The following is a 17,015-nucleotide window of genomic DNA, read 5'->3' on the forward strand; positions in this document are numbered from 1 at the left end:
TGGACGTCGGCCGCAGCCGGCGAGCCGGCTGCGGCCGACGTCCATGTCGAGCGGCCCGGCGATGGTGGCGATCCGGTTCCGGCCGCGCTCCAGCAGATGCCGGACCGCGGCGGCGGCGCCCCCGGCGTTGTCGGAGGTGACGTGGCTCAGCCGCTCCCGCTCGTCGCGCCGCCCGGCCAGGACGGTGGGCAGACCCATCTCCTCGAGCAGGCCCGGGAGTTGGTCGTGGGCGTGGACCGAGACCAGCAGCACGCCGTCGACCCGGCGGGTCGCCACCGACGCGGTGAGCTGGTCCCGCTCGGCCCGGTCGCGCACCAGCATCAGCTGGAGCTGGGTCCGGGTCTCGGAGAGCGCGCCGCTCACGCCGCGGATCAGCGCGGCGAAGAAGGGTTCCGAGCCGAGCCGGCTCTCCGACTCCGGGATGACCAGCGCGACCGCGTTGGTGCGGTTGGTGACGAGCCCGCGGGCGACCGAGTTGGGAACGTAGTTCAGCTCCTTGATCGCCGCCAGGACCCGGGCGCGCGCGTCGGTGCTGACGAGTTCCGAGCCGTTGATGACGCGGGAGACCGTGGTCCGACCCACCCCGGCGCGAGCGGCGACTGTTTTGATCGTGGGGCGGCGGTTCCCTGGCATGTGCTCCTCCCGGCGGCAACCGCGACGGCACCTGCCGCGGACGTGACCAGCGGCAATTGTGGCAGACACCGGGGCGGGGGCAGCACCCGTCCGGAGTCATGAGGCGAACGGCCGACCCCCGGCACGGGCGCGAATTGTTTACAAGTCATTGACATAGCCGAGCGCGGCCACGAGTCTTCACTCCACTGGTGGGCACGTTCCCACCCCTTGGTGGGAACGTGCCCACCTACAAAAGCCACCCGCCGTAGTCATCGGCGCATTCGTCGCACCCCTCGCTCCGGTGCGTCGCGCCGCTCCCTGGAGGAACACACCATGGCAACCCTGCACAGCTCATCGCGCAGAAGAACGGTCGCGGCCCTCGCCACCGCCGGGGCGCTCTCGCTCGTCGTCGGCTGCAGCGGCAGCGACGAGTCCGCGACGGGCGGCGGCAAGAAGGACGGCAAGGTCGTCATCACCATGGGCATGTACGGGGTGATGGGCTTCAAGGAGACCGGCCTGCTGGAGCAGTACGAGAAGGAGAACCCGAACGTCGACATCAAGGCCGAGATAGCCGGCGACGAGCAGACGTACTACACGGCGCTCCAGACCCGACTCGCCGCCGGCAAGGGCCTGAAGGACATCCAGGGCATCGAGATCGGCCGCGCCAAGGAGATCGTCGACACCCAGGCCGACAAGTTCGCGGACTTCGCCGACGTGCCGGGCACCGACCACTTCCTGCCGTGGAAGCAGTCCCAGATCACCACCGAGGACGGCAAGGTGCTGGGCCTCGGCACCGACATCGGACCGATGGCCGTCTGCTACCGCAAGGACTACTTCGAGCAGGCCGGACTGCCCACCGACCGCGAGGCGGTCGCCAGGCTGTGGGCGGGCGACTGGAAGAAGTACGTCGAGGTCGGCCGCACCTTCAAGAAGGACTTCAAAGGCGGTGACGTGGCGTACATGGACGCGGCCAGCGGCCTGTTCAACGCCATGGTCTACGGCTATCCCGAGCAGTACTACAACGCCGAGGGCGACCTGATCTACGACAAGAACCCGGCCGTCAAGGAGGCCTGGAACCTCGCCGCCGACGCGGCCGAGGCCGATCTGACCGCCAAGCTCCGCCAGTTCCAGCCCGGCTGGGACCCGGGTCTGGCCAATGGCACGTTCGCCACCGCGGTCTGCCCGGCCTGGATGCTCGGCCACATCGGCGAGAAGGCCGGCGAGGCCAACAAGGGCAAGTGGGACGTCGCCAAGGCGCCCAAGGGCGCCAACTGGGGCGGCTCCTTCCTCGGCGTGGTCGAGCAGAGCCCGGTCAAGGAGGAGGCCAGGAAGCTCGTCGCCTGGCTGACCGCGCCGGAGCAGCAGGCCCACATCTTCAAGAAGCAGGGCAGCGTCCCGTCCTCGCAGCAGGCGCTGGAGAGCCCCGAGGTCAAGGAGGTCACCGCGGAGTACTTCGACAACGCCCCGATCGGCGAGATCTTCGGCGCCGCCGCCCAGGAGATCCCGGACAAGCAGGTCCTCGGCCGCAAGGACGGCACCATCAAGGACACCTTCTCGCAGGGCCTGACCCTGATCGAGCAGCAGGGCACCGCACGCGACGAGGCGTGGGAGACCACCGCGGAGCGCATCGAGAAGGCGGTCGGCTGACCCTCCCGCCCCTCGGGCCGCCCCGGGCCCGGCCGCTTCCGCCGCTGGGCCCGGGCCCGGCTCACCCGTCCGCCCCCAGGTCTGCCCAGGTCTGCCCGGGTCCGCTCGGATCCGCTCTCAGGAAGGAAATCCGGTGGCCACCTCCACCACCCACGCCCAGCCGGGCAAGGGCCGTCCCGGCCCGTCCCGCACGCCGGGCGGCGACGGCGCGGGCCGGCGGCGCGGCGCGCTGCTGCACCGCGTCGACGTCAAGGGCGCGCCCTACGCGTTCGTCGCGCCGTTCTTCGTCGTCTTCGCCGCCTTCAGCTTCTACCCCCTCGTCTACACGTCGTGGATCTCCCTGCACCGGGTCGAACTGGCCACCCTCGACGTCATGGAGTGGGTGGCGTTCGACAACTACGTCGAGCTGTGGAACGACTCCCGGTTCTGGAACGCGCTGGGCAACACCATCACCATCGGCGTCATCTCCACGGTGCCGCAGCTGCTGATGGCACTCGGCCTGGCCCATCTGCTCAACTACCGGATGCGCGGCTCGCTGTTCTTCCGCGTCGCCTCGCTCGTGCCGTACGCCACCTCGGTCGGCGCCGCGGCCCTCGTCTTCACCATGCTCTTCGAGCGCGACTTCGGGATGATCAACTGGGCGCTCGGCACGGTCGGTCTGGACCCGGTGGACTGGGAGGCCGACAAGTGGCCCGCCCAGATCGCGATCTCGACCATCGTCATCTGGCGCTGGACCGGCTACAACGCGCTGCTCTACCTGGCCGCCATGCAGGCCATCCCCGCCGACCGCTACGAGGCCGCAGCCATCGACGGCGCCTCCCGCTGGAAGCAGTTCACCCACGTCACCGTGCCGGGGATCCGCTCCACCATCGTCTTCACCATCGTGCTCTCCACGATCGGCGCCACCCAGCTCTTCGGTGAGCCGCTGATCTTCGGCCAGGGACCCAACGGGGTGTCCGGCGGTGCCGACAACCAGTACCAGACGCTCGGTCTGCTGCTGTACGAGGAGGGCTGGAAGAACTACCAGATGGGCCGCTCGGCGACCGTCGCATGGGCGATGTTCCTGCTGCTCGTCCTCGTCTTCGTGGCACAACGCCTGATCAGGCGTCTGCGCTCGGCCCGACCGTCCTGACCAGGAGCCCCCAATGACCACCGAAAGCCTCCCGGTCCGGGCGGACGCCCCGGCCCGGACCCCCGCCAGGAAGAGCACCGCCCGCGGTGGCCGCCGGCTGCTGCGCCAGGGTGCCGGACGCCAGCACCACGCCGGGCCGCTCGCCTACGTCCTGCTCGCCGTCACCGCGATCCTGTCGATCTTCCCGCTGTACTGGACGATGGTGGCGGCCTCCACCGACAACACCCGCGTCAGCCAGACCCCGCCGCCCTTCCTGCCCGGCCCTAACCTGTTCAGCAACCTCGCCCGCGCCTGGGACGAGGCGGCGATGGGCAAGGCCATGATCAACAGCACCATCGTGGCCGGTGTCATCGCCCTGTCCACGGTGATGTTCGCGACGCTCGCCGGATTCGCCTTCGCCAAGCTCCGCTTCAAGGGCCGCAACGTCCTGCTCATGCTGGTGATCGGCACCATGATGGTGCCGCCGCAACTCGGTGTCGTCCCGCTGTTCATGATGATGTCCGAGCTGGGCTGGTCGCAGCAGCTGCCCGCGGTCATCTTCCCGACGCTGGTGAGCGCGGTCGGCGTCTTCTTCATGCGCCAGTACCTGTCCGAGGCACTGCCGGACGAGCTGGTCGAGGCCGGCCGCGTGGACGGCGCGCACTCGCTGCGGATCTTCTGGAGCATCGTGCTGCCGGTCGCCCGCCCCGCGATGGCCGTGCTGTTCATGATCACGTTCGTGCACGCCTGGAACGACTTCTTCTGGCCGTTCGTGGTGCTCGACATGACCAACCCGACCGTGCCCGTCGCCCTCACCCAGCTCAGCGCCGGCTACATCCGCGACCAGTCCCTGATCATGGCGGGCGCGCTCCTCGGCACCCTGCCCCTGCTGGTGATGTTCATCGTCTTCGGCCGGCAGATCGTCAGCGGCATCATGCAGGGCGCCGTCAAGGGCTGACCCCCGTCCCATCCCCTCCTCACCCGAAAGGACCTCCGTGGTCACCGCAGCACAGCAGCAGACCGCGTCCGCACCGGACGCCTCCCGCACCTTTCCGAGGGACTTCCTCTGGGGCACCGCGACCGCCGCCTACCAGATCGAGGGCGCCGCCGGCGAGGACGGCCGCACCCCGTCCATCTGGGACACCTACGCCCGCACCCCGGGCCGGGTGCGCAACGGCGACACCGGTGACATCGCCACCGACCACTACCACCGCTGGCGTGAGGACGTCGCCCTCATGGCCGAACTCGGCGTCGGCGCCTACCGCTTCTCCCTCGCCTGGCCGCGCATCCAGCCCACCGGCCGCGGCCCCGCCGTGCAGAAGGGACTCGACTTCTACCGGCGTCTCGTCGACGACCTGCTGGACAAGGGCATCCAGCCCGTCGCCACCCTCTACCACTGGGACCTGCCGCAGGACCTGGAGGACGCGGGCGGCTGGCCGGAACGCGTCACCGCCGAACGGTTCGCCGAGTACACCGCCCTCGCCGCCGACGCCCTCGGCGACCGGGTGCGGACCTGGACCACGCTCAACGAGCCCTGGTGCAGCGCCTTCCTCGGCTACGGCTCCGGCGTGCACGCCCCCGGCCGCACCGACCCGGTCGCCGCGCTGCGCGCCGCCCACCACCTCAACCTCGGCCACGGTCTGGCCGTACAGGCCCTGCGGGACCGGCTCCGCGCGGACGCCCGCTGCTCGGTCACCCTCAACATCCACCACGTCCGCCCCCGCACCGGCAGCGACGCGGACACCGACGCCGCCCGCCGGATCGACGCACTGGCGAACCGGGTCTTCACCGGCCCGATGCTGAACGGTGCCTACCCGGAGGACCTGTTCAAGGACACCGCCGCGCTGACGGACTGGTCGTTCGTCCGCGACGGCGACCTGACGACGGCCCACCAGCCGCTGGACTTCCTCGGCGTCAACTACTACTCGCCCACCCTCGTCTCCCGGACCGACGGCAGCGGCACCCACACCTCCGACGGGCACGGCAGGAGCGCGTACAGCCCCTGGCCGGGCGCCGACGACGTCGCCTTCCACCAGCCCCCGGGCGACACCACCGCCATGGGCTGGGCCATCGACCCGAGCGGTCTGTACGAGCTGCTGCGGCGGCTGTCGTCCGACTTCCCGCACCTGCCGCTGATCATCACCGAGAACGGCGCGGCCTTCCACGACTACGCCGACCCGGAGGGCAACGTCAACGACCCGGAGCGGATCGACTACCTCCGCGGCCACCTGGCCGCCGTGCACGAGGCGATCAGGGACGGCGCCGACGTGCGCGGCTACTTCCTCTGGTCGCTGCTGGACAACTTCGAGTGGGCCCACGGCTACAGCAAGCGATTCGGTGCCGTGTACGTGGACTACCCGACCGGCACGCGCATCCCCAAGGCCAGCGCCCGCTGGTACGCCCGGGTCGCGCGCACCGGCGTCCTTCCCGGCGCCTGAGCCGGCCGGTGACGCTCAGGAGAGGGCCCCGGGGAGCCGGAGGCCCTCCCAGAGCGCCCGCGTCCCGCCGCCGGGGTCGTCGTGCACGGCGGGCACGCCGTCGCCCAGCCGCATCACCGACCGCCGTTCGCCGTACGCCGGCCAGTGCGGCAGCGCGCCCGTGGCCGCCCCGTCACTGCCGGGCCGGCCCGTGCGGGCGAAGGAGACCCACGCCCGACGCATGCGGTCGGACAGGTCCCGCGGGGCGTCGGGGCCGAGGAGCGGGTCGGTGAGACGGCCGAACACGAAACCCACCTCGGTGAGATGGCAGGCGCCGAGGGAACCGTCCAGCGCGGGTGACGGCCACGCGAACTCGTACACGAAGGTGTCCGCTCGGCGGGCGGCACGGGCCTCGGCCACGCGCAGGGCAGGGATCCGGTAGGCGTGGTCCGTCATCACGGCGGAGAACAGGTCGCCGGGGGAGGCGCCGGGGTTCGCGGCGCCGTAGACCGCGCGGGCCCGGACGGGGTCGAGGCCGAGTCCGGCGAGGAGACCGTGCAGAACCTCGTCCGTGATGCGCGGGGCCATGCCCAGCGGGACCAGGAAGAGGCGGAACTCCTGCGTGGTCGTACCGGTGAGGAGATCGATGTCGCCACCGGCCCCGTCGGCGATGGCGTCGATGGGCCGCCGGGGGAGTGTGGTGCCGTCCACCACGGGCAGCACGGTGGTGCCGCCGCCCGCCGACTCGCCCCACTGCCCGGGATCCTCCGCCCGCGCGATCTCCAGGCCGAGCGCGCGGTCGGCCGCGATCAGCCGCTGGGGCGGTACGGCGGCCAGCCCCTCGCGCGTCGGCTCCGCGCCGGCCAGCGCGGCCAGCCGCTCGGTGACGCGCCGGGCGATCTCCTCGGGATGACTGTGGTGCCCGGCGCCGCTCTGAGTGATCGCACGGCGGAACAGGCCCCGGGCATGCGGCATGGTCATCAGCGCGGTGATGCTGATGGCGCCCGCGGACTGGCCGAAGACGGTGACGTTGCCGGGGTCGCCGCCGAACCCGGCGATGTTGTCCCGGACCCACTCCAGCGCGGCGATCTGGTCCAGCAGGCCGAGGTTGGCGGTGCCGTCGGGCAGCAGCAGGAAGCCCTCGGCGCCGAGCCGGTAGTTGAGGGTGACGCACACGACGCCTTCGGCGGCCAGCCGCGCACCGTCGTAGGCGGGCAGCGAGCCGGAGCCGTTGCGGAACGCGCCGCCGTGGATCCACACCATGACCGGCAGCCGGCCCCCGGTACGGCCCGGGGCGGGCGTCCACACATTGACGCTGAGACAGTCCTCCCCCTGCTCGCCGGCCTCCCCCAGCAGCGCGGCCATTGCGGGCAGGTAGCCGGCCTGCGGCGCGGACGGGCCGTGGGCGAACGCGTCGCGTACGCCCGCCCACGGCTCGGGTGGCTCCGGCGGTCGCAGGCGCCGCGGCCCGAACGGCGGGGCCGCGTACGGGATCCCGGCGAACACCGTGACCTCGCCTGCTTGGCGTCCCCGAACCCGGCCTGCGGTGGTGTCCACGGTGACGTGCATGGATGAGCCTCACAACGTTGTCGATCTTGCGAGCCTCATCCTCGCCACGCCCTGTGGCGCCGGGCAACCCGTTTGTGCCGGGTCAGCCCTGGACGACCGGCGCCTGGAGTTCCGTCACCCAGTCGTCGCGGTTCTCGGGGCACTCGAGGCTGACCTCGCGGGGGTACCCGGTCGTCCGGTACCCGTTGGCGTCGATCCAGTGGGCGAGCGTCTGGGCCGTCGGCAGGACGGCGTCCATCGAGCCGCGGTGCACGACGGTCGCCGCCCGGTCGAGGGCCGGCAGGTCGAGCACCCGGAAGTCGCCGTCCCCCAGCGGCGCGGAGACCTGGACGGCGGCGTGGACCCGGATCCTGCCGCCGCCCTCCGGCGCGTCCTCGTAGTAGGCGACACCCGGCCCCGTGGGCGGGATGCCGGCCGCGTGCAGGAGCCGGAACAGCTCCTCGTAGAGCGGGCCGACGACCGGGCCGATGTGCTCCGGCTCGTAGCTCTCGGCGGTCGCGGTCAGCTCGGCCACCCGCACGGCGGGAACGCTCTTGATGACGACGTCGTTCGTGGGCATGTGCCCCTCGCTCTCGATCGCTCGGAGCCTCGCCTCGACCTGGACCAGCCGCGCCCGCGCGGCGGCCATGGCCGTCTCCAGTTCGGCCCGGCGCAGCCGCAGCATGCCTCGTAGCTCCTCGGCGCTGACCCTCTCGTCCAGGATGTCCCCGACCTGCTGGAGGGTGAAGCCGAGATCCTTGAGCGCGATGACCCGGTTGAGGCGGGCCAGCTGGGCGGCGGTGTAGTACCGGTAGCCGCTGGCGGGGTCGACATGGGCCGGACGCAGCAGCCCGGTCGCGTCGTAGCGACGCAGCATCCTGACCGAGACGCGACCGTGGCGGGCGAAGTCTCCGATGGTGAACATGATGTCTCCGAGCTGACCGCCTGACACGGTGTGAGGGTCAAGGCCGGTTCGCCCGCCGCGGGGGACAGGAGCGGGAACCTCGGTCCGTCCTGCGCGCCGCCCAGTCCTGCACGGACGGCGCGGCAGGTCTCACGCGGTCTGTCGGGGCTGTTCGGCGGCCTCTAGCTGCGCGGACTCCGGTGCGGACGTGTCGGCGGCGGTGTAGTAGACCGAGCTGCCCTGCTTGGAGCGCTGCGCCTGGCCCTTCGCCACGAGCCCTTCGAGCGTCGTGCGCACGACGGCCGTCTTGATGTTCCGCTCGGGATGGGACTGGCCGAGCGCGGAGGCGACCTCGGCGGCGGAGCGGGGCTCGCTGAGTTCGCCGAGGTGGCCGCGGACGAGGTCGACGAGTGTCGGCTGGTCCGGCTTCCGTGCGGCGGCCGGTGCCTTGCGGGTGGCCTGCTTGGCCGCCTTCGCGGGGGCGGGCGCGGCCGTCGCCTTCTTGCCTCGCGACCGCTTGGTCCCCGTGGAGGCGGAGGACTTCTTGCGGGGGGCGGGTACGGCGGCCGGGCCGGATGCCGGTTCGGTGGTGGCGGCGGCCGGGGCGAGACCGAGCGCCTGCTGCATGGTGACCAGCACGGCGTGGTCGCGCTGCAGCACCGCCAACTGTTCCTGAAGGGCGTCGATCTCCGAGCTGATGCGCTTCTGTTCCTCGGTGTTGCGATCGAGGTCGGTCGTCACCTGGGCGGCGTACTGCGACGCCAGGTCGCTGGGGACCGTGGTGTTCTCGGGCATGACGGTTGAACCTTTCCTCGGCTGCGGCATGGCCTGCGTGCGCAGGCGGGTAGCGCCGAGAGCGTCTCCCGACGCGCTGCTGGCCAGTTGGCCGCACATGCTGCCATGCAGCGTGAGATAGCGATAGTACGGCCAAGTCATGGGTGTCGCGGGGAGCGCCGAGCCGAGGTAACCCGTCAGTGGTCGCGGGGTGGTTCGCAGCGGCCCGTCTCCAGGTACGGGCCGCTGCTCCGCACTTCATGGGTGGACTTCTGTGCGAACACAGCCCCCTCCCCGCAACCGAGCCGCGGCAGTGGTGCCCACGCCGAGGTCGTGGGCGCCAACTCGTATATTTGAGGACGCAGTTGAGGTAGGGAGGCTACCCGCACCCCACCCTGCCGAGCGCGAGTGCTGCCGCGCGCGGCCCGGTGCGGCTCAGCCGGCGGAGGTGCCGAACCATCGGACCAGCCTTTCCTCCAGATCCCGTTGGTCCGCACCGACCCAGGCCACATGGCCGTCCGGACGCAACAGCGCTGCGGGTACGTCGAGTTCGTCGCTGACGTCGACGACATGGTCGACCCGGTCCGCCCAGCCCGCCACCGAGAGCCGGCCGGTCTGGTCGAGCAGCAGCCCGCGGCCCCCGTGCGTCAGCTCGTACAGGCGGCCCCGCTTCAGGGACACGTCCCGCAGACGCCGGCCGAGCAGTTCATGGCCCTCGCCGACGTCGTAGCGCACTGCGACCGCGGTGATCATCTCGGTCACGTACCGATTCACCTCCTCGAAGTCCAGCAGCTTCGAGAACAGTCCCCGCAACGCCGTCGACCTCGGATCGTCACCCATGAGCGCCATCTGTGCGCGGGTGTTGGACAGCACCTGCGCACCCACCGGGTGGCGTTCCGAGTGATAGGTGTCCAGCAGCCCCTGCGGCGCCCAGCCGTTCACCTCCGCGGCCAGCTTCCAGCCGAGGTTGAACGCGTCCTGGACGCCCAGGTTGAGCCCCTGCCCGCCGGCCGGCGGATGGATGTGCGCCGCGTCGCCGGCCAGCAGCACCCGGTCGACTCGGTAGCGCTCGGCCTGCCGGGTGGCGTCACCGAACCGGGACAGCCAACGCGGTGAGTGCACTCCGAAGTCGGTGCCGGCGTACGCCCGCAGCTGCCGCTTGAAGTCGTCGAGCGTCGGCGCGGCCGTCCGGTCCTCGGACACCCCTTCGGCGGGTACGACGATCCGGTACACCCCCTTGTTCCCGTCCACGTCGGGAATGGCGCCGAACCGCAGCTGGGTCTTGCGGACCTCCTCGACGGCGGCGGCGATCGTCGCCGCGTCCTCGGTCACCTCCATCTCTCCCAGCAGCGTCTCGACCTCTGCCGGCTCGCCGGGAAAGGCGACGCCGAGCAGCTTGCGCACCGTACTGCGGCCGCCGTCGCAGCCGACGAGGTAGCGCGAGCGCAGCCGCGTGCCGTCGGTGAGTTCGGCCGTCACGCCGTGCTCGTCCTGGCTCAGCCCGGCCAGTTCGCAACCGCGCCGGATCTCGGCGCCGAGTTCGACGGCGCGCTCGGTGAGCAGCCGTTCGGTGTCGGTCTGCGCGGTCGCGAGGCCGTAGGGGTGAGCGGTGTCCAGCCGGTCGGGCCACGGCCTGGCCATGCCGGCGAAGTGACTGCCGACCTTGAACTGCTCGCTGACCGCGAGGAACCGGTCGAGCAGCCCTCGCTGGTCCATCACCTCGACGCTGCGCGTGTGCAGGCCCCGCCCCCGGGACTGCCGGGTCGGCTCCGTCAGCTTCTCCAGCGTGAGCGTGCGCACGCCGTGCAGCCGCAGTTCGCAGGCCAGCATCAGGCCGGTCGGCCCGGCACCGGCAATGATCACGTCGATCACGAGAATCCCATTTCTGCAGGTCCTGGCTTCAGGCCGGTGATTCTGCGGCATCAAGGGGGCCTTGCCGCAAGCCCCCCGGTGCGCTATAAGTTGAGAGTGGCAAGGAGTGCGTACACGACTCCTTGCCTTGTTTTTTGCCCCCTCGTGCCCCCGTCGGCTGACGGTCCGCGTGTGCATTACCTGAGGGGTAATCGACCGTTGCTCCCGCATCGCGCAGGATCGTCAGGGCAACCCCGGATCGGCCCGCAGCAGCGAGGAGAGCGTCATGTCCGTGCACAGCAACGCCACCGAGGCGATGTCGTCGGCCCCTGAGCAGACGGTCGCCGACGCCACCCGGGCCCTCGTGGGGGAGTTCCTCGCGGCCCGGCTGGCGGGGGACACCGCGAAACTGGTCCGGCTCTTCGCGGACGAAGTCGACTGGCAGCTCGCCGAGAACCCGGGAGTGCCGTGGATCCGCCCGCGGTCCACCGCCGCGGAGTGCGCCGCGCAGGCCGAGGAGCTGATGGCGCACACCGTGCCCGAGGACGCGCGCGCCTCCGTCGACACGTTCCTCGTCGACGGGACCGACGCCGTCCTGATGGGACACGTGTCGGGCACGGTACGGGCGACGGGGAAGTCCTTCCAGGGCCCGTTCGCGCTGCACCTGACCGTCGAGAACGGCCGGATCACCCGGCACCACCTCTACGAGAACAGCCTGTCGATCGCGCAGGCCTGCGCCCCGTAGGCCAGGGCGGGAACGACCCTGTGTCGTGGATGTCGGCCGTCCTGCCGCCCCGCCGCTCCGGCCGCGCCGCCTGTCTGCGGCGTGTCGGCCGCCGCCGTACCCGTACTGCGACCCGGCCGGGCGGTATCGACGGGGCGTCAGACACCCCGTGCCCGTCCCGAATGCGCGCGGCGGGGTGCGGCCCGCCGCGCGCCCATCTCTCCTGTGGTGGCAGGCACCGCCCTGGGCGGGTGCATCAGCCCTGGTCTCCGACTTCGTAGTCCGGCGCGGCCGGACGGGGTGGAGATCGTCTCCTGCTTCATCACCGATCGCCTGGGCCGCAATGACCGGCAGGGATTCCTCGAGGCTGTGATGCGGCAACTGGCCTTGGTCGTGCACCCAGCGAAGCGACTGGGTCGCCGGCGATGGGTCATCGAGCGCATCGTCTCCTGGCTGACCGGCCACCGCCGCCGTGTCCCCTCGCCACGAGCGTCACCAGCGCGACTATCCGGCTTTCTCGGACTTGCCATACCTTCGCTACGGCAAACTTGCCATGTGGGGCACGGTGTCACTCGCCACCAGGGGCGAGGGGAGCTGAAGTGAATCCTTTGGTGATGAGCCGGACGGCAAGTGTCACCTCCCAGGCGAATACGGGGATCGCCATGATCGCCCCGACCAGGGAGACCTGCTCGTAGAGCCCGAACATCACAGCGGTCGCCGAAGCGCAGATCAACGAGCCTCCGACAAGTCCCAGGACCGCGATGAACCGTGGCACGAGCCCCGAGCGGTACATCAACCACGCCAAGACCAGCGAGTTCGCCCCCAGGATGAAGTTCGGTCCGAAGAGGAACGTCCAGTCGTGAATCGCTACGAGCGTTTCGCCGGCCGTGACGAGAGACCCGGTATCGGTGCCCGGTGTTTGCGGGAAGTCCCTGCTCAGCGTCACGACCGACAGGACGCTGATGATGCCGACGACGATGACGGCGGCTTCGAGGAGGCGAGCGCAGACATAGCCCAGTGCGGCCCCCTCGTTCTGCCTCTTGATGATCGGAAACAGCGTGACCCCGGTACCGATGACGGCTGCCACGAGGACGATCTCGAACAGTGCCCCCAGGAACACCCGGGTGTCGGCGCCGGAGCCGACGACATGCCCGGCGCCGTCCAGAGCGGGGCCGTACAGCGCGAGCCCGCCGATCGCGGAAACCTCGGTGAGAAGGAAGAGCACACCCGCGACGACAGCGGTCTTTCTCGTTGAGTCCACCTGGACCCTCCACCCCATGAATGGTGTACGGCGTACACCTGCGGCTCAAGATAGGCGTACGCCGTACACTCGTCAAGGCGTGAAGCCGGTTCGAAGGATCAATCAGGGAGCTGATCGGAAATGGCCCAGCAGGCGGAGGCAGTGCGCCGGGCGCCCCTGAGCAGGGACCGAGTGCTGCGCGCCGCCGTCGCGCTCGCCGATGAAATCGGGATCGAAGCGCTCAGCATGCGAAAGCTCGCGCAGGAGCTGGGTGTGGTGCCGATGGCCCTCTACAAGCACGTCGCCAACAAGGACCAGCTCCTGGACGGCATGGTCGATGTCGTCGTCGGCGAGATCGACCTTCCGGCGCCGGAGTCCGACTGGAAGAGCGCTGTCCGACAGAGGATCCTCTCGGCGCGACGAGCTCTTCAGGGCCACTCCTGGGCGGCGCAAGTGGTGCGATCGCGAGCCCGCCCGACGCCGGCCGTGCTCGCCTACATGGACTCGGTGATCGGAATATTCCGGACCGGCGGCTTCTCCGTCGATCTGACACACCATGTGATGCACGCGCTGGGCAGCCGGGTGCTGGGGTTCACCCAGGAGCTGTTCGACGCCTCACCGAGCCCCGCCCCGGAGGCGCAGGCGGTCGTGGTCCCTGCGGATGCCGGGAAGTTCCCCTACGTGACGGAGCTGGCCATGGCAGTCGCCCACGACGAGGAATCCGTCGTGGGCCAGGGCTGTGACGATCAGTTCGAGTTCGAGTTCGCGCTGGACCTCCTTCTGGACGGATTCGAACGACTCCGTCAGCAGCGGTGGACTTCCGCGAACCCTTCGGGGGAGAAGACCGTCTGATCCAGAGGGCGGGTCTGGGCGTCGGGCGTTCGTGAGCGGATCCGGTGTCAGCCCGGCATGAGGTTCGCGGCGGGTGAGAAGACCGCAGCGATCGCGAAGGATTCGAGGAGGTGTGCGCGGCGAGGCACTCCTCGTCGAACGCCTCGTGCGTGGTGTCGGGCACAGGGGGCGTGCGTCCGCCGCATGCGCGGGCCGCATCATGACCACCGCGGTCAGGGCTGCCGCCGTCACCGCCACGACACCCGCCGTAAAACGTCCCATTCGTCCACTCTTCGGCTGGGGCTGTCCCGGGGGCCGGGTGGCCCCGGGCAGTCCTCATCCGAGAGCTCCGCCTTGCCCGACGTGCCGTTGTTCCCACCGCGACCACCCGTTCGCAGCACATGCCGCCGTCAGATCTGCCGCTCCGGTCCACAGGCGCCCCTCACGGCACACGCGGCGGAGCATCGCTCAGGGTGGCAGGCCGGGTCCCGGTGACGGCTAGCCAGAGCGATCACAGCGCCGCCCGCCGCCCCCGGTCACGACCGGGGGCGGCGGGCGGCTCGTATGCGGCGGACGTCGGTGCCGGCCGGGTCCGAGGGCCGGCCGCTCAGCTCTTCGCAGCCTCGACCGAGGGCGCCGAACCCGGCAGCGGGCGACCGGCCGACTCGGCCATGCGCCACACCGCGAAACCACCGATGACGGCAGCGGCCATCATGTAGTACGCGGGCATCATCATGTCGCCGGTCGCCCCGATCAGGGCCGTGACCACCAGCGGGGTCGTGCCACCGAACAGGGACACGGACACGTTGAAGCCGATCGACAGGGAGCCGTAGCGGACCCGGGTCGGGAACAGCGCCGGAAGCGCCGCCGGCATGGCCGCGGTGAAGCAGACCAGCAGCAGACCCAGGGCGCCCATGCCCAGGCCGACGGCCGCCAGACTGCCGTCCCGGATCAGCAGCAGCGCGGGGATGGACAGGAACAGGAAGCCCGCGCAGCCCACCGCGATCACCGGTCGGCGGCCGACCCGGTCGGTCAGCGCGCCCACGAACGGCTGGGCGATCATCATCAGCGCCATCACGGCGAGGACCACGAGCAGCCCGTGCGTCTCGTCGTAGTGCAGCTCACTGGTCAGATAGCTGGGCATGTACGACAGCAGCATGTAGTCGGTCACGTTGAAGACCAGCACCAGACCGACGCAGAGCAGCAGCGCCCGCCACTGGCCGGTGACCATCTCCCGCAGCGGCACCTTGGGCCGGGCGGCCTCCGCCTTCTCGACCTCGGCCGCGAAGGCCGGGGTCTCCTCCAGGCGCATCCGCAGGTAGAGGCCGATGATGCCCATGGGGCCCGCGATCAGGAACGGCAGCCGCCAGCCCCACGACAGCAGGTCGTCGGCCGACAGCACAGCCGTCAGCAGCGTCACCAGTCCCGCACCGCCGATGTACCCGGCGAGCGTCCCGAACTCCAGCCAGCTGCCGAGGAAGCCGCGCCGCTTGTCGGGGGCGTACTCGGCGATGAAGGTGGACGCGCCCGCGTACTCGCCGCCGGTGGAGAAGCCCTGGACCAGCCGGGCCGCCAGCAGCAGGATGGGCGCGCCGACGCCGATCGCCGCGTACGACGGGATCAGGCCGATGGCGAAGGTGCCCGCCGCCATCATGATCATGGTCAGCGCGAGGACCTTCTGCCGGCCGACCCGGTCGCCGAGCGGTCCGAAGACCATGCCGCCGAGCGGACGGACCAGGAAGGCCGCGGCGAAGGCGCCGAACGTGGACAGCAGCTGGGCGGTGGGGTTGCCCGAAGGGAAGAAGACCTTGCCGAGCGTGACCGCGATGTAGCTGTAGACACCGAAGTCGAACCATTCCATGGCGTTGCCCAGCGCTGCCGCCTTCACGGCGCGCTTGACGAGCGCGGGGTCGGTGACCGTGGCGTCGGGGGTGTGCGCGCGGTGGGTCTGCGGTGCGGACGGGGAAGCGGCGACTGTGACAGTCGACAAGAGTTCGCTCGCCTACCTTTCGACGGGAACAGGGACGGGTCCGCGCGGCGACGCTGTCGGCGGGCCGAAAGCCGACGATAGGCGCCGTTTGCCCCTGCACGCAGTGTGAGCCCTTCCTAGCCTTGTGTGCGGAAATGGCTGGTCACCAGGCACGCCTGTCCCTCGCGCGCCGGCTCCTTTCCGATCTCCGTGTGAGTCATCTCGCGCGCAGGCCACCGCCCTCCGCGCCCGGGCGGCGGTGCGCGACGGCCGGGGATCCCGCGGTGGTGCCGGGCACTCACAGCGGATGGGTGCCTTGTACGCGCTGGCTTCCGCGCTCTGCTACGGCTCCGTCGACTTCGCCGGCGGGCTGTTGTCCCGCCGGGACCACTTCGCCGTCGTCACCTTCCTCGGGCAGACCGGAGGTCTGCTGCTCGCGCTGGCGGCGGCGCTCCTGTCACCCGCTCAAGCCGTCACGGCCGTCGCCGCGGCGTGGGGAGCGCTGTCCGGGGCCGGAAGCGCGGCGGCCATGCACTGCCTCAATCGCGGGCTGAGCCGGGGCGCCATGAGCGTGGTGATACCGGTGAGCGCGGTCACCGGAGTGGCCCTGTCCGTGGTGTGCGGGGTCCTCTTCCTGGGGGACCGCCCCACGTCCCTGACATGGCTGGGCATCTGTGTCACCGCGCCCGCCCTGTGGCTGGTCCCCACCGGTGGCGCCGGTCCCGGGGCCGGTGGCCGCACGCGCTCCGCGCCGTTGCCGGCCGACGGTCTGCTCGCCAGCCTGGGGGTGGCCGTGCAGTACATCGGCCTCGCCCAGGCGGATTCCGCGAGCGGCCTGTGGCCGGTGGCCGCCGGGCGCCTCGCCGCGTGCTGCTCCTGCTGCCGACCGTCCCGCGGCACGCATCCGAGTTCCGGCGATCCGCCCGGTCGGCGGGGTGGGCGGTGCTGATCGGGGCGGGCGCCGCGCTCGGGCTCATCCTCTATCTCTGGGCCACCCGGCTGCAGATGCTCGCCGTCGCCGTCGTCCTGGCCTCCCTCTACCCGGCCGTTCCCACCGTGCTCGGGCTGGCTGTCCTGCGGGAACGGGTCACGCGCGGCCGGGCGATCGGCCTGGTCGGACCGGCCGCAGCGGTCGTCCTGCTCAGCCTCGGGTGAGGCCACTGTGTGGCGGATGCAGGTCTAGACCTTGACGTGCCCATGTCGCGTCGCTAGCTTCCGGAATCAGCAGCCATTCACAGACCCAAGCGCCGCTCACGTATGCGAACGCGCGGTGCCGGCAGAAAGGCCACCCCCCATGCGCATCAGAGCCCTCAAGCCCGCCGTCCTCGCCGCGGCCGCCGCACTCCTGGCGGGCGTCCTCGCGACACCGGCCGCGGCGAGGACGGCG

Annotated in this window: 15 protein-coding genes and 1 pseudogene; 9 read left to right on the forward strand and 7 right to left on the reverse strand. The window is 71.0% G+C overall.

Translation table 11 applies throughout. From position 1 onward, the window contains the following. The coding region (locus CCN42_RS07115) for a LacI family DNA-binding transcriptional regulator (protein ID WP_143661868.1) at positions 1–633 on the reverse strand (633 nt) is incomplete at its 3' end. A 312-nt stretch (positions 634–945) separates the two neighbouring features. On the opposite strand from CCN42_RS07115, the gene CCN42_RS07120 reads away from it, so the two are divergent. The 4 genes from CCN42_RS07120 to CCN42_RS07135 all read left to right on the forward strand — a co-directional run bounded on the left by CCN42_RS07120 (position 946) and on the right by CCN42_RS07135 (position 5,808). Beyond that, on the forward strand, positions 946–2,259 hold the full coding sequence (locus CCN42_RS07120) for an ABC transporter substrate-binding protein (protein WP_086733840.1): 1,314 nt from the start codon (positions 946–948) through the stop codon (positions 2,257–2,259). 133 nt (positions 2,260–2,392) lie between these two features. After that, on the forward strand, positions 2,393–3,391 hold the full coding sequence (locus tag CCN42_RS07125) for a carbohydrate ABC transporter permease (RefSeq protein ID WP_086733842.1): 999 nt from the start codon (positions 2,393–2,395) through the stop codon (positions 3,389–3,391). A gap of 13 nt (positions 3,392–3,404) precedes the next feature. Next, positions 3,405–4,328, forward strand: coding sequence for a carbohydrate ABC transporter permease (locus tag CCN42_RS07130; RefSeq protein WP_086733844.1), 924 nt, complete (start codon positions 3,405–3,407; stop codon positions 4,326–4,328). A 37-nt stretch (positions 4,329–4,365) separates the two neighbouring features. Continuing rightward, the gene (locus CCN42_RS07135; protein ID WP_086733846.1) at positions 4,366–5,808 is read left to right on the forward strand and encodes a GH1 family beta-glucosidase; all 1,443 of its coding nucleotides are present in this window, start codon (positions 4,366–4,368) and stop codon (positions 5,806–5,808) included. Between the two features lie 15 nt (positions 5,809–5,823). Here CCN42_RS07135 and CCN42_RS07140 read toward each other — a convergent pair whose 3' ends face one another. The 4 genes from CCN42_RS07140 to rox form a co-directional block, all read right to left on the reverse strand. Continuing rightward, entirely contained in the window at positions 5,824–7,344 is a 1,521-nt protein-coding gene (locus tag CCN42_RS07140) for a carboxylesterase/lipase family protein (RefSeq protein ID WP_245877180.1), read from the reverse strand. A 94-nt stretch (positions 7,345–7,438) separates the two neighbouring features. Beyond that, positions 7,439–8,260, reverse strand: coding sequence for a MerR family transcriptional regulator (locus tag CCN42_RS07145; RefSeq protein WP_086733850.1), 822 nt, complete (start codon positions 8,258–8,260; stop codon positions 7,439–7,441). Positions 8,261–8,389: 129 nt separating this feature from the next. Next, complete coding sequence (locus CCN42_RS07150) at positions 8,390–9,034, reverse strand: hypothetical protein (RefSeq protein ID WP_086733852.1); 645 nt, start codon at positions 9,032–9,034, stop codon at positions 8,390–8,392. A gap of 414 nt (positions 9,035–9,448) precedes the next feature. Continuing rightward, positions 9,449–10,885 carry a rifampin monooxygenase gene (gene rox / locus CCN42_RS07155; protein WP_086733854.1) on the reverse strand — a complete coding sequence of 479 codons (1,437 nt, stop codon included), beginning with the start codon at positions 10,883–10,885 and terminating at the stop codon, positions 9,449–9,451. Between the two features lie 265 nt (positions 10,886–11,150). Between rox and CCN42_RS07160 the strand changes: the two genes are divergently transcribed. Continuing rightward, positions 11,151–11,609 (forward strand): nuclear transport factor 2 family protein, encoded by a 459-nt coding sequence (locus tag CCN42_RS07160; protein ID WP_086733856.1) that lies wholly within the window; start codon positions 11,151–11,153, stop codon positions 11,607–11,609. Positions 11,610–11,993: 384 nt separating this feature from the next. Next, positions 11,994–12,186: pseudogene (locus CCN42_RS44215) on the forward strand (hypothetical protein); the annotation flags it as partial. On the opposite strand, the gene CCN42_RS07165 reads toward CCN42_RS44215, so the two are convergent. Continuing rightward, positions 12,157–12,849, reverse strand: a complete 693-nt coding sequence (locus CCN42_RS07165; protein WP_086733862.1) for a DUF4386 domain-containing protein — start codon at positions 12,847–12,849, stop codon at positions 12,157–12,159. The pseudogene CCN42_RS44215 and the gene CCN42_RS07165 sit on opposite strands and share 30 nt — an antisense overlap. A gap of 120 nt (positions 12,850–12,969) precedes the next feature. Between CCN42_RS07165 and CCN42_RS07170 the strand changes: the two genes are divergently transcribed. Further along, a complete protein-coding gene (locus tag CCN42_RS07170; protein ID WP_086733858.1) occupies positions 12,970–13,680 on the forward strand; it encodes a TetR/AcrR family transcriptional regulator C-terminal domain-containing protein in 711 nt (236 codons plus the stop codon). 586 nt (positions 13,681–14,266) lie between these two features. Here CCN42_RS07170 and proP read toward each other — a convergent pair. Then, on the reverse strand, positions 14,267–15,649 hold the full coding sequence (proP, locus tag CCN42_RS07175; RefSeq protein ID WP_086733860.1) for a glycine betaine/L-proline transporter ProP: 1,383 nt from the start codon (positions 15,647–15,649) through the stop codon (positions 14,267–14,269). Positions 15,650–15,935: 286 nt separating this feature from the next. Here proP and CCN42_RS07180 point away from each other — a divergent pair, with 286 nt between their 5' ends. Beyond that, positions 15,936–16,577, forward strand: a complete 642-nt coding sequence (locus CCN42_RS07180) for an EamA family transporter (protein ID WP_245877181.1) — start codon at positions 15,936–15,938, stop codon at positions 16,575–16,577. Further along, positions 16,571–16,783 (forward strand): hypothetical protein, encoded by a 213-nt coding sequence (locus tag CCN42_RS44220; protein ID WP_245877182.1) that lies wholly within the window; start codon positions 16,571–16,573, stop codon positions 16,781–16,783. The genes CCN42_RS07180 and CCN42_RS44220 overlap by 7 nt, the downstream gene beginning before the upstream one ends. Positions 16,784–17,015 lie beyond the last annotated feature (232 nt).

The sequence above is a fragment of the Streptomyces glaucescens genome (assembly GCF_002154375.1).
GTDB lineage: Bacteria > Actinomycetota > Actinomycetes > Streptomycetales > Streptomycetaceae > Streptomyces > Streptomyces glaucescens.